Origin of the sequence: Pseudomonas sp. Irchel 3E13 (genome assembly GCF_900187455.1) — a bacterium.
Classification (GTDB): domain Bacteria; phylum Pseudomonadota; class Gammaproteobacteria; order Pseudomonadales; family Pseudomonadaceae; genus Aquipseudomonas.
Genome location: NZ_FYDX01000007.1, coordinates 305,436 through 317,759, shown reverse-complemented (window position 1 = coordinate 317,759; position 12,324 = coordinate 305,436). Strand labels below are relative to the sequence as shown.

The 12,324-nt window shown below is 66.1% G+C and carries 10 protein-coding genes; 7 read left to right on the top strand and 3 right to left on the bottom strand.

The window, feature by feature from the left end:
• Window position 1: 1 nt before the first annotated feature.
• From CKW37_RS14430 to CKW37_RS14420, 3 genes are all read left to right on the top strand, one after another.
• Window positions 2-1,726, top strand: a complete 1,725-nt coding sequence (locus CKW37_RS14430; protein WP_095156380.1) for a putative 2-aminoethylphosphonate ABC transporter permease subunit — start codon at window positions 2-4, stop codon at window positions 1,724-1,726.
• Between the two features lie 46 nt (window positions 1,727-1,772).
• Window positions 1,773-2,798 (top strand): putative 2-aminoethylphosphonate ABC transporter substrate-binding protein, encoded by a 1,026-nt coding sequence (locus tag CKW37_RS14425; RefSeq protein WP_095156379.1) that lies wholly within the window; start codon window positions 1,773-1,775, stop codon window positions 2,796-2,798.
• A gap of 74 nt (window positions 2,799-2,872) precedes the next feature.
• Window positions 2,873-4,000 (top strand): TIGR03364 family FAD-dependent oxidoreductase, encoded by a 1,128-nt coding sequence (locus tag CKW37_RS14420; RefSeq protein WP_095156378.1) that lies wholly within the window; start codon window positions 2,873-2,875, stop codon window positions 3,998-4,000.
• Between the two features lie 529 nt (window positions 4,001-4,529).
• Here the strand turns inward: CKW37_RS14420 and CKW37_RS14415 are convergent.
• A complete protein-coding gene (locus CKW37_RS14415) occupies window positions 4,530-5,894 on the bottom strand; it encodes a GTPase/DUF3482 domain-containing protein (protein WP_095156377.1) in 1,365 nt (454 codons plus the stop codon).
• Entirely contained in the window at window positions 5,887-7,266 is a 1,380-nt protein-coding gene (locus CKW37_RS14410; RefSeq protein ID WP_095156376.1) for a DUF2868 domain-containing protein, read from the bottom strand. Before CKW37_RS14410 ends, CKW37_RS14415 begins: the two co-directional genes overlap by 8 nt.
• 77 nt (window positions 7,267-7,343) lie before the next feature.
• Here CKW37_RS14410 and CKW37_RS14405 point away from each other — a divergent pair, with 77 nt between their 5' ends.
• Window positions 7,344-7,862 carry a dihydrofolate reductase gene (locus tag CKW37_RS14405; protein WP_095156375.1) on the top strand — a complete coding sequence of 173 codons (519 nt, stop codon included), beginning with the start codon at window positions 7,344-7,346 and terminating at the stop codon, window positions 7,860-7,862.
• 66 nt (window positions 7,863-7,928) lie between these two features.
• On the opposite strand, the gene CKW37_RS14400 is transcribed toward CKW37_RS14405, so the two are convergent.
• On the bottom strand, window positions 7,929-9,320 hold the full coding sequence (locus CKW37_RS14400) for an L-cystine transporter (RefSeq protein WP_095156374.1): 1,392 nt from the start codon (window positions 9,318-9,320) through the stop codon (window positions 7,929-7,931).
• 243 nt (window positions 9,321-9,563) lie between these two features.
• Here CKW37_RS14400 and CKW37_RS14390 point away from each other — a divergent pair, with 243 nt between their 5' ends.
• From CKW37_RS14390 to CKW37_RS14380, 3 genes are all read left to right on the top strand, one after another.
• Window positions 9,564-10,619 (top strand): phosphorylcholine phosphatase, encoded by a 1,056-nt coding sequence (locus tag CKW37_RS14390; protein ID WP_095156372.1) that lies wholly within the window; start codon window positions 9,564-9,566, stop codon window positions 10,617-10,619.
• Between the two features lie 186 nt (window positions 10,620-10,805).
• A complete protein-coding gene (locus CKW37_RS14385) occupies window positions 10,806-11,336 on the top strand; it encodes an RNA polymerase sigma factor (RefSeq protein ID WP_095156371.1) in 531 nt (176 codons plus the stop codon).
• Window positions 11,337-11,365: 29 nt separating this feature from the next.
• Window positions 11,366-12,313, top strand: a complete 948-nt coding sequence (locus CKW37_RS14380; RefSeq protein WP_095156370.1) for a FecR family protein — start codon at window positions 11,366-11,368, stop codon at window positions 12,311-12,313.
• Window positions 12,314-12,324 lie beyond the last annotated feature (11 nt).

Here is a 12,324-nt window from a genome sequence, read left to right as displayed (position 1 = left end):
GATGGCCGCGCCAATCGCCCTGCCGATCGCTCATGCGAAAGCCAGGTCGCGCAGCGGTGTTGCGTTCGGTGATCGTCTGTTCGTGGTCGGCGGCAAATGGTTGCTGCTGATCTTCCTCGCCATTTCGGTGCTGATGCCGCTGCTGGCGATCTTCTGGCGCGGCTTCAGCGGCGACGCCGGACAAGGCGGCGGCCTGGTCGCGGCGCGCGCGCTGTTCGCCAGCGAGAACTTCCACTGGTTGCTCGGCAACAGCCTCAAGGTTTCCGTCAGCGTCGCGGCCATCGTCGTACCGCTGGCCTACCTGTTCGCCTACGCCCTGCAACGCACCCTGATTCCGGGCAAGGCCGTGTGGCGCGGGATTTCCCTGCTGCCGTTGCTGGCGCCGTCGATGTTGCCGGCCATTGCGCTGGTCTATCTGTTCGGTAACCAGGGCCTGCTGCGCGGGCTGCTCAGCGACAACATCTATGGCTTCTGGGGCATCGTGTTGGGCGAGGCGATCTACACCTTCCCGCATGCGCTGATGATCCTGCTGTCGGCCTTGTCGCTGGCCGATGCGCGCCTGTTCGACGCCGCGTCCAGCATGGGCGCCGGGCCGTGGCGGGCATTCCACAGCATCACCTGGCCGGCCACCCGCCAGGCCGTGTTCGCCGCGTTCTGCCTGGTGTTCACCCTGACCATCACCGACTTCGGCGTGCCCGTTGTGGTCGGCGGCGATTATCAGGTGCTGGCGCTGGAAGCCTATAAGGCGGTGGTCGGACAGCAGCAGTTCGGTCGCGGCGCACTGATCGGCATGGTGCTGTTGATCCCGGCGCTGCTCAGCTTCGGCGTCGATGCCTGGCTGCGCCGCCGTCAGGGCGAGGCCATGAGCGGCCGGGCGCAAGTGTTCGAACCGGCTGTGTCGCGGCGTCGCGATGCCTGTTTCCTCGCCATCGTATTGCTGGTCTGCGCCGTTCTGTTGCTGGTGGTGGGCATGGCGGTGTACTCGTCGCTGGTGAAGTTCTGGCCTTACAACCTGTCGCTGTCGCTCAAGCACTACCAGTTCGATGAAACCGCGGGCGGCGGCTGGCTGGCCTACCGCAACAGCCTGACCATGGCGGTTGGCACCGCGCTGATCGGCAGCGTGGCGATCTTCACCGGTGCCTACCTGATGGAGAAGACCCGCGGCCAGCGCGCCCTCAACCTGATCCTGCGCCTGCTCAGTTTTGTGCCGATGGCCGTGCCGGGGCTGGTGCTGGGCCTGGGTTACGTCTTCTTCTTCAACCTGCCGGGCAACCCGCTGCATGTGTTGTACGGAACCATGGCGCTGCTGGTGATGTGCACCGTCGCTCACTACCTGACCACCGCGCAGATGACCGCCACCACCGCCTTGCGCCAGCTCGACGGCGAGTTCGAAGCCGCCGCGCTGTCGCTGAAAGCGCCGCTGTACCGGCACTTCATGCGGGTCACCGTGCCGATTTGCCTGCCGGCGCTGCTGGACATCATTCGCTACCTGTTCGTCTCGGCGATGACCACGGTGTCGGCGGCAATCTTCCTCTACAGCCCGGACACCATTCTCGCCGCCGTCGCCGTGCTGAACATGGACGACGCCGGCAACGTCGGCGGCGCGGCCGCCATGTCGACCCTGATTTTGCTGACCAGCGCGGCCGTGTCGCTGCTGCTGGCCTGGGCCTCCCGCGGCCTGCTCAGCCGTTCCCAGGCCTGGCGCCAGCGCGCGCCGGGCCATTGATTGCGCCAACCCAACCTGACCAACGTCCCTTCAAAGGAACCGCATCATGTTCAAGCCACTCGCTCTTGCCGCTGCCGTCCTCTCCGTGTTCAGCCTGCAGGCCAGCGCCGCCCAGACCTCGCTGACGGTCTACACCGCGCTGGAAGCCGAACAGCTCAAGAGCTACAAGCAGGCGTTCGAAAAGGCCAACCCGGACATCGAGATCAAGTGGGTGCGTGACTCCACGGGGATCATCACCGCCAAACTGCTGGCCGAGAAAGACCGTCCGCAGGCCGATGCCGTGTGGGGCCTGGCTGCATCGAGCCTGGCGATCCTCGATCAGCAGGGCATGCTGCAAAGCTATGCGCCCAAGGATCTGGGCAAGATTGGCGGCAACTACCGCGACCCCGCCAACCCGCCGGCCTGGGTCGGCATGGACGTGTGGGCCGCGACCATCTGCTTCAACACCGTCGAAGCCGAGAAGCAGGGCCTGACCAAGCCAGTGAGCTGGCAGGACCTGACCAAGCCCGAGTACAAGGGCAAGATCGTCATGCCTAACCCGGCGTCGTCCGGCACCGGCTTCCTCGACGTCAGCGCCTGGCTGCAGACCTTCGGCGAGCCGCAGGGCTGGGCCTACATGGACGCCCTGCACCAGAATATCGGCCAGTACGTTCACTCCGGTTCCAAACCGTGCAAGCTGGCGGCCGCGGGTGAGTTCCCGATCGGCATCTCCTTCGAATACCCGGCCGTGCAGCTCAAGCGCCAGGGCGCGCCGCTGGACATCGTGCTGCCGAAAGAAGGCCTGGGCTGGGAGATCGAGGCTACCGCGGTGATCAAGGGTACCCCGAACGAAGCGGCGGCCAAGCGCCTGGCCGACTTCTCCGCCAGCCCGGCGGCGATGGAGCTGTACAAGGAAAACTTCGCCGTGCTGGCCCAGCCGGGCATCGCCAAGCCGCAGACCGAACTGCCGGCGGACTACGAACAGCGCCTGATCAAGAACGACTTTGCCTGGGCTTCGAAGAACCGCGACCAGATTCTGAGCGAGTGGCGCAAGCGGTATGACGGCAAGTCGGAGAAGGTTGCCCAGCAGTAATGGCCTTATCGCCGCGGTTCGGCGCCCCGAACCGCGGCGATGCTTTTAGAACTGATCACACTGCAGGACCTGAAATGACCGATTTCCTGATTGTCGGCGCCGGCATCCTCGGCCTCTCCCACGCCTACGCCGCCGCCCGTCGCGGCCTGCGGGTGAAGGTCTTCGAGCGCAGCGCCACACCGCTCGGCGCCTCGGTGCGCAACTTCGGCCAAGCGCTGGTCAGCGGCCAGCCGCCGGGCCAGATGCTCGACCTCGCCCGCGCCAGCCGTCCGCTCTGGGCCCACTGGGCCGAACACGCCGGCTTCGCCCTCAAGCGCAACGGCTCGCTGCTGCTGGCGCGCACCGCGCAAGAACGGGACGTGCTGGAAGCCTTCTGCGATAGCCGCGCCGTCGAATACGGCTACCCGGCCCGCCTGCTCGAAGGCGCTGAACTCAACGCCCTCTACGATGGCCGTTTCAGCCATCACCGCGCCGCTCTGCATGGTCTGGAAGACCAGCAACTCTATTCCCGCGAAGCCCTGCCGACCCTGGTGGCCTGGCTGCGCGAGCAGATGGGTGTCGAGTTCCACTTCTCCACCTTGGTCCGGGATATCGAGCCGGGGCGCCTGAGCACCACGGCCGGCACCTTCAGCGGTGGACAGATCGTGGTCTGCTCCGGTCACGACTACCAGACCCTGCTGGCCGAGCCGATGGCCGCGCTGCAACCGCAGGTCTGCCGCCTGCAAATGCTCCGCGCCCGTCCGCGCTTCCAGCTGGACTTGCAGCACTCGTTGCTCACCGGCCTGAGCTGCCTGCATTACGGCGCCTACGCCGACCTGCCGCAGGCCGCGGCCCTGCGCGAGCGGGTCGAGTCCCACAGCCCGCATCTGCTGGAACATGGCATCCACCTGCTGATCAGCCCCACGCCCCACGGCGAGTTGATCATCGGCGACTCTCACGCCTACGGCAGCGATGCTTCGCCGTTCAACGCCGAACAGGTCGACAACTGGATGATCGAGCTGGCCGAGCACACCCTCGGCGGGCGCATCGAGGTGGTCGAGCGCTGGCAGGGCGTTTACGGCTCGGGTGGTCCGGGGCCGTTCTCGTTGCTGCCGGTCGCGCCGGGAATCAGCGCCGCGCTGATGCACACCGGCGTCGGCATGAGCGTCGGCCCGGCGCTGGCCGAGCAGCACCTGGCGCGGTTGCTGGGCGAGGTGTCGTGAGGTGCGGGTGATGGACCCGCGGGGGGCTCAAGGCAAAGGCCATTGAGCTTCTTTTGCGATCAGGTTGAGGGCCTCATCGCTGGCTTGCCAGCGATAGGCATGGGTATCTACACATCTTGGAATTGTGTGACGGCCACGAGTTGCCTGTCAGAGGATCTGGTCATGGCCACCAAGTGCTAGCCGATAGTTCTTCAGCGCTCTCAAGATCGAGCACCGCCCGCGCGGCGCATCGCGAGCGAGCTCGCTCCTACATTTGTTGCAACGCGCCAATGTCTGTCAGGCCATGGTTGACCGCCTTGTTTGCACGACGCGGTATCGAGTCGGCTTCAACAGCCTCCCCGCGATTCATCGCCAAGCGCCAAGGGCAGGCAACACCTCTCTGTCAGGCCATGGCACGTTGCAACCGATGTAGGAGCGAGCTTGCTCGCGATGCGCCGCGCGGGCGGCGCTCGATCTTGAGAGCGCTAAACACCTGGAGGCTAGCACTTGGTCGCCATTACTTGGTTTACTGACGGGCCATAAGGTCGGCCTAGATCTCCAATACCAGCGCTTCAATCTGCTCCAGCCGCTCCGCCTGACTCAACCTGGCCCCCGGATTCAACGACGACCACTGCGGATGCGCCCGCGCCTTGCTCAGCGCCGCCGGCAGTTTGCCGTCGCGCCAGGTTTGGTCAGGCGGGGTGTCCAGCTTGATCCGGTTCATCGCTGCGTGCCCGCGGCTGTCCAGCGCTTGAAGCAGCTGTTTCTGCCGCACCGCGAGCAGGCGCAACACCGCATCGTCCACGGTCAGTTCCTGTTGTCCCTTGAGTTTGCCCAGCAACCGCGAACCATAGCTGCGCGCCGTGCCCAGCGCGCCACCGGCGATGGCCCCGGCCAGCGCGGCGACGCCGAGGGTCAGGCCGCCGACCGCGAGGTCGATCCCGGCGCCGGCCGCGGCACCCGCCACAACACCGCCGCCCAGGCGAATGCCCAGTTGCTTGAGGGTTTCCGGATTGAACAGGTCATCGCCCCAGCGCCCGTCCAGCAGCGGCAGGTCGCTGGCGTTGGCGTCTTCGCGGCGGAAGGCATACAGCTTGAGCAGCGCTTCGACGCAGCGTTGCTCACGTTGGCGAATGGTTTCGCGCAGTTCGCGCACGGCGGCGGCCTCTTCGTCTGGCTTGGCCACCACGCTGCGTCGGCAGGCGGCGCAATCCACCAGCAGTTCGGCGATCAGGCGTTTGCCGCTGTGCCGGCGGAGCTGGCGTTGCGCCTGCTGGTCGTCGATCAGCCGTTGCAGGGCCGGGCGGGCGTTTTCCAGCATCAGGGCGAGGCTTTCGTACAGCCGTCGTTCGCCGTCTTCCGGTGGTGCGACGCTGTCGAAGCGCACCAGTGCGTGCAGCCCCAACCGGGCCAGGGCCTCACGCCAGTCGGGTTCGCGGTGGTCGCTGCTGGCGACGAAATTGAGCACCGGCAGCAGCGGTTTGCCGCAACCGGCGAGCACTTCCAGTTCGTCGCGGTACTTGGCCAGCACCGGTTCGCGGGCGTCGATCACATACAGCCCGGCGTCGCTGGCCTGCAACTGGCGCAACACTTTGGCCTCCTGTTCGAAGCGCTGGCGCGCCTCGCTGCTCTGCAGGAAGCGTTCGAGCCGGGCCGGGCCGTCGAGGCGCTCACCGGGGCGTTCCAGCCGTTCCAGATAATCGAGCAGGGCGATGGCGTCTTCCAGGCCGGGCGTGTCGTACAGCTCCAGCAGCGGCTGGCCGTCCACCGACAGCCGCGCACCTTCGACATGTCGGGTGGTGCTGGGGCGATGGGACACTTCGCCGAAGCCGACATCGCGGGTCAGGGTCCGCAGCAGCGAGGTCTTGCCGACATTGGTGTGGCCGACCACGGCCAGCTTCAGCGCTTTAGTCATGACCGTGCTCCAGCCAGTTCAACGGTGCCGTGTCGGCGTGGGGCAAGGCCAGCTGGTCCAGGGCCTGATGCCAGTCGCCCAGACGCTCCGCGTCCAGCGCCTGGCCGGGTGGCGGCTGCATCAGCCAGATGCGCGTGGCCGCCGCGCTGCGCGCCAGCTCGGCGAGCAGTGCGAGGCTGCCGCGATCCGGCGAGCGCCGTGGGTCGCAGGCAATCGCCAGGCGCGCCGGAGGAAAGTGGCTGAGCTGTTCCAGCAGGCGCTTGCGCGATTCGCGGCTGTCCAGCACGCCGGCGTTGGTCACCGAGGCCGGCAATGCGGGCGGCCACGGGCGTTGATCGTCCAGTTCCAGGCCCACCAGCAGCGCACCGTCGTGCTGCACGTCGTCCTGGCCGCGTTCGATCTGCGGCAACTGATCGGGCGCGGCATCGTTCACGCCGAGGCGTTCGCTGCTGGGCATCAACGATTCGCGCAGGGCGCTGTAGCCGGGGAGCTTGAGGTCGAGGGCGAGCCGCGCGCGGCCCTGACGCCAGCGCCACAGACAGAACCCCGCCAGCAGCAGGCGCGGCAGGATGCCGTAGACCACCAGCACGCCGAGCAGCCAGCCGGCCCAGGCCTGGCGGCTCAGTTCCAGCGCCGGCTGGCTGTCGCCGCTGGCGCGGATCATCGCCGCGTCCGGGGTGCTGAATCCGAGCAGGGACGGCAGGGCGCCGAGGGTCTGGGTCAGGCTGACGAAGGTATCGGGCTGGAGCAGGGTGGTTTCCCAGACAAAGCCGTAGCGCCGGGTCGAGAGCAGCATCAACAGCAACACCAGCGCGGCGAGCAGGGCCAGCAGCCAGAGGCCGTGGACCAACGTGCCGAGCAGCCAGCGGGTGAGGCGCTGGCGTTGCAGCAGCACCAACAGGGCCGGGGCGAGGTGCGCAGCCTTGGCGTCGCGGGCGAGTTTTTCGCTGAGCCAGAGCCACAGCCGGCCGAGGCTCGCGCCCTGGTCGCCGGCCATGGAAAGGCCGGTGGCCCAGCCCAGCAGCAACAGGAGGTTGAGCCCGAGCAGGCTGCCCAGGGCCCAGAACACATTCACCGGACGCTGACCGTCGCCGAGGGCGGCAAAGGCCAGCCCGGCTCCGCTGACCAGCGCCACAACCAGCAGCGCCAGCAAGGCCAGGCGGGCGCCGCGCTTGTAGTGTTCCAGCGCCTGGCGCAGGCCGTCGCGTTCGGCCAGGAACAGGGCGCGGTGTTCGATGCGCCGGGCGAGGTCGCCGCCCTGTTGGCGAGCGCGGCGATTGGCTTCCTGATCTTCCAGGGGCCCCGTGTGTTCTTCGCGCAGGCGCACCGCTTCGGTCAGCCAGCGCTTGTCCAGGTCGGTCAGTCCAGTCACGTACAGCTTCCGTTGAGCGAGTCAGTCTGGAAGCATAACCCAGGCATCCGCGAACGGGCTTTGCTATCCTCGCCGCCATGAAAACATCACGCCCTCTCAGCCTGATCGCGGCCCTCGCCGAGAACCGCGTCATCGGCATCGACAATCGCATGCCCTGGCATTTGCCGGGGGACTTCAAGTACTTCAAGGCCACCACCCTGGGCAAGCCGATCATCATGGGTCGCAAGACCTGGGATTCGCTGGGCCGCCCGTTGCCGGGCCGGCTGAACCTGGTGGTCAGCCGCCAGACCGGCCTGCAACTGCAAGGCGCCGAAGTGTTCGCCTCGCTGGAAGACGCCATCGTCCGCGCCGACCAGTGGGCGGCGGAGCAGGGCGTGGATGAGCTGATGCTGATCGGTGGCGCGCAGCTTTACGGGCAGGCGCTGGAGACGGGACTGGCGGATCGCTTGTACCTGACCCGGGTGGAATTGAGCCCGGAAGGCGATGCCTGGTTTCCCGAGGTGGATGAGCGGGTCTGGACCAAGGTGTCCAGCGAGCAGGCGCCGGCGGAGGAAGGGAAGCCGGTGTATCACTTTGAGGTTTGGGAGCGGGGCTGAGGTTTTGGGACCGCTTTACGGTCCTTTCGCTGCGGTTCGGTGCGCCGAACCGCAGCGATCAGAGTCCTACGAGTGACTCAACTGCACCTGCTCATCCGCCGCCAGCAGCGCCTTGTCGGTCTGCCCCATGATCTGGCTGGTGATAGTCCCCGCCGTCATCGCGCCGCTGACATTCAGCGCCGTGCGGCCCATGTCGATCAGCGGTTCGACCGAGATCAGCAGCGCCACCAGCTCCACCGGCAAGCCCATCGCCGGCAGCACGATCAGCGCGGCGAAGGTCGCCCCGCCACCCACCCCGGCCACCCCGGCCGAACTCAAGGTCACCACTGCCACCAGCGTCGCGATCCAGAGCGGATTCAGCGGGTCGATGCCGACAGCCGGCGCGACCATCACCGCCAGCATCGCCGGATACAGCCCGGCGCAACCGTTCTGACCGATGGTGGCGCCGAACGACGCGGCGAAGCTGGCGATGGCCTGCGGCACGCCCAGGCGGCGGGTTTGCGCTTCGATGCTCAGCGGAATGCTGGCGGCGCTGGAGCGGCTGGTGAAGGCGAACGTCAGCACCGGCCAGACCTTACGCAGGAAGCGCAGCGGGTTGACCCCGGACAGACTCAGCAACACGCCATGCACCACGAACATCAGCGCCAGGCCGATGTAGGACACCACCACGAAACTGCCCAGCTTGAGGATGTCGTCCAGGTTCGAGCTGGCGACCACTTTGGTCATCAGCGCCAGCACGCCATACGGGGTCAGTTTCATCACCAGGCGCACCAGGCGCATCACCCAGGCTTGCAGGGTTTCGATGGCGGCGAGGGCGCGGTTGCCTTTCTCCGGTTCGTCCTTGAGCAGTTGCAGCGCGGCCACGCCGAGGAAGGCGGCGAAGATCACCACGCCGATGATCGAGGTCGGCCGGGCCCGGGCCAGGTCGCCCACCGGGTTGCTCGGGATGAACGAGAGCAGCAGTTGCGGGATGTTCAGGTCGGCGACCTTGCCCGCGTAATCGCTCTGGATCACTTGCAGGCGCGCGGTTTCCTGCGTGCCGGCCACCAGTCCTTCGGCGCTCAGGCCGAACAGGTTGGTCAGGACGATACCGATCAGCGCGGCGATCGCGGTGGTGAACAGCAGCGTGCCGATAGTCAGCACGCTGATGCGGCCCAGCGACGAAGCATTGTGCAGCCGCGCCACGGCGCCGAGGATCGAGACGAAGATCAGCGGCATCACGATCATTTGCAGCAGTTGCACATAACCGTTGCCGACCAGGTCGAGCCAGCCGATGGTGGCTTTGAGCACCGGGTTGCCGGCGCCGTAGATCGCATGCAGCGCGGCGCCGAACACCACGCCCAGCACCAGGCCGACCAGCACCTTCCTGGCCAGGCTCCAGTTGCGGTGACGGGTTTGAGCCAGGCCCAGCAGCAACGCCAGGAACACCAGCAGATTGAGAAACAGCGGCAGGTTCATTGAAGCTCCAGAAAAAACGACGCGCATCGCCGCTATGGGCGATAGCTGAAACGAAAATGCTAACAGTATGAAAACAAAGGACTTTATATCGATATGGAATGACGAGTGTCGTTTCTGGAATAACAGAAGGTCGTTTTTGGACAAGTGGCTGCCGTTGAGGCCGTTGTCGACGTCGTTGTCAGAGTTGGGCGGTGACGGTGGACTGCTTAGGGTGGAGCGGACCCTTTTGCAGGAGACCCGCACATGACGTTCGCTCCGAAAATCCTCGCTGCCGGCCTGGCCCTTCTGTTCGCCGGGCAGACCCTGGCGGTGGAGTTGAAACACTGGCCGGCCCCGGCCGCGAAGCAGCTCGACGCGATGATCGCCGCCAATGCCCACAAAGGTAACTACGCGGTGTTCGACATGGACAACACCAGCTACCGCTTCGACCTCGAAGAGTCGCTGCTGCCGTTCATGGAAAACAAAGGCCTGCTGACTCGCGACAAGCTCGACCCCTCGCTCAAGCTGATCCCGTTCAAGGACACCGCCGAGCACAAGGAAAGCCTGTTCAGTTACTACTACCGCCTCTGCGAAATCGACGACATGGTCTGCTACCCGTGGGTCGCGCAGGTGTTTTCCGGCTTCACCCTCAAGGAACTCAAGGGCTACGTCGATGAGCTGATGGCGTCGGGCAAGCCGGTGCCGAGCACCTACTTCGACGGCGATCAGGTCAAGGCCATCGAGGTGCAGCCGCCCAAGGTGTTCACCGGGCAGACTGAGCTGTTCAACAAGCTGATGGAGAACGGCATCGAGGTCTACGTGATGACCGCCGCGTCCGAAGAGCTGGTGCGCATGGTCGCTTCCGACCCCAAGTACGGCTACAACGTGAAGCCGCAGAACATCATCGGCGTCAGCCTGTTGCTCAAGGACCGCACCAGTGGCGCGCTGACCACCGCGCGCAAGCAGATCAGCGCCGGCCAGTACGACCCCGCCGCCAACCTCGGCCTGGAACTGACCCCGTACCTGTGGACCCCGGCGACCTGGATGGCGGGCAAGCAGGCGGCGATCCTCACCTACATCGATGAGTGGAAGAAACCGGTGCTGGTGGGCGGCGACACCCCGAGCAGCGACGGCTACATGCTGTTCCACAGTGTCGATGTGGCCAAGGGTGGGGTTCATTTGTGGATCAACCGCAAGGCCAAGTACATGGACCAGATCAACGGGATGATGGCCAAGCACGCGGCGGCCCAGGCCAGGGAAGGGTTGCCGGTGACGGCGGACAAGAATTGGGTGGTGGTGACGCCCGAAGACATTCAATAGGTCCCGATGGCCTCATCGCCGGCAACGCCGGCTCCTACAGTGTCTGCGGTTGACAACAACGCTGTGGGAGCCGGCGTTGCCGGCGATAGGGCCATCAGCATCAACACAAAACAATACCAATTGCGAATACCTCTCATCCTCTGCTAGCGTGCGCATCCTCTTGAGCCCGCCCACCAGGAAGTGCCCGTGTCTTCGTGGAACACGCAGATCGCCCGGCTGTTCATCGAGCAGAAGAAAGCACTCGAAGCCTTTGTCGCCCGGCGCACCGGCAGCAGCCAGGTGGCCGCGGACCTGACCCAGGAGTCCTTTCTGCGCCTGGCGCGGTTGCCCGCCGACAAGAAGGTCGACAACCTGCCGGCCTTTCTCTTCACCATCGCCAGCAATCTGGTGCGCGATCATCAGCGCCAGATGATTCGCCGCGAGCGCCTCGACGGCGGCGAGCCCAGCGAAGACCTGCCGTGCAGCGCGCCCGGCGCCGAGGAGCAACTCGCCACCCAGCAAGAGCAGCGGCTGATGCAGGCCGCCATCGAGGCCCTCCCCGAGGCGACCCGGCATATCTTCCTGCTCTATCATGTCGACGAATGTTCCTACAGGGAGATCGGCGAACGGCTGAAGATTTCTCCCCGTAGCGTCGAATACCAATTGCGTCGCGCGTTGATCGACTGCCGTGCCTTCATCAAGGCGCACCTGCTCGACGCCACGCCGGGGGCGAAATGACCGGCCCCCTTGCTGCTATGGAAACCTCCATGACCCACCCCGACGTCCCTGACGACGACGTGCTGTTCGACGAAGCCAGCGGCTGGTACTACCGCCTGCGGGCCGAAGACGTCAGCGCGGCGGATCAGGAAGGTTTCGCCGCCTGGCTGGACCGTGGTCCGGCGCAGGCGCGGGCTTGGGACGAGGTATTGGCGCTGCTCGGTGCCCTGCGCGAGCCGGCCCGGCAGATGCGGGAAACTGAGCGGGCTCGCTGGCGCACACCGCGCTTGCGGGTCTGGGCCAGCGCCGCCGCGGTGCTGCTGGCGGTCGCCGCGCTGACCCTACAAAGCCCCTGGCCTGACCGCTGGCGCGCCGACTACGCCACCGGCACGGGCGAGTCGCCCAGCCTGAACCTGGCCGACGGCTCACACTTGCAACTCAACACCGACACCGCCGTGCAGATCGATCTCGGCCAGGACGAGCGTCGGGTGACGCTGCTGCGCGGCGAAGCCTGGTTCGAGGTCAGCGCCGACGCCGCGCGCCCCTTCGTGATTCGCTCCGGCGAAGGCTGGGTCAAGGTGGTCGGCACTCGCTTCAGCGTGGCCCGGCAGGGCGAGCAAACCCGCGTGCGGGTGGCCCAGGGCAAGGTCCAGGTCAGCGCCGATGGCAAACAGACGGTGTTGCTGGAACCGGGCCGCGCGGTCGATTACCAGGGCCACCGCCTGAGCGCGGTGCGCGATTTCGACGGCGCCGCCGAGTTCGCCTGGCGTCAGCGTCAACTGGTGTTTCGCCAGCAGCCGCTGGGTGAGGTGGTGGACGAGCTGAACCGCTACTGGCCGGGCCAGACCCTGGTCTTCGGCGAAGCGCTGCGCCAGCGCAAGGTGTCCGGGGTGTTCGAGATCGACAAGCCCGAGGCCGTGCTCAAGGCGTTGAAACACACCTTGGGTCTGAGCGCCGAGCAATACACCGGGTATCTGCGGGTGTTGCGCGAAGGCTGAAGAAAAAATTC

Bases quoted from the DNA above. Each gene is read 5' to 3' on its own strand.
- CKW37_RS14430 (WP_095156380.1), top strand. From the start codon at position 2: ATGGCCGCGCCAATCGCCCTGCCGATCGCTCATGCGAAAGCCAGGTCG.
- CKW37_RS14425 (WP_095156379.1), top strand. From the start codon at position 1,773: ATGTTCAAGCCACTCGCTCTTGCCGCTGCCGTCCTCTCCGTGTTCAGC.
- CKW37_RS14420 (WP_095156378.1), top strand. From the start codon at position 2,873: ATGACCGATTTCCTGATTGTCGGCGCCGGCATCCTCGGCCTCTCCCAC.
- CKW37_RS14415 (WP_095156377.1), bottom strand. From the start codon at position 5,894: ATGACTAAAGCGCTGAAGCTGGCCGTGGTCGGCCACACCAATGTCGGC.
- CKW37_RS14405 (WP_095156375.1), top strand. From the start codon at position 7,344: ATGAAAACATCACGCCCTCTCAGCCTGATCGCGGCCCTCGCCGAGAAC.
- CKW37_RS14400 (WP_095156374.1), bottom strand. From the start codon at position 9,320: ATGAACCTGCCGCTGTTTCTCAATCTGCTGGTGTTCCTGGCGTTGCTG.
- CKW37_RS14390 (WP_095156372.1), top strand. From the start codon at position 9,564: ATGACGTTCGCTCCGAAAATCCTCGCTGCCGGCCTGGCCCTTCTGTTC.
- CKW37_RS14380 (WP_095156370.1), top strand. From the start codon at position 11,366: ATGACCCACCCCGACGTCCCTGACGACGACGTGCTGTTCGACGAAGCC.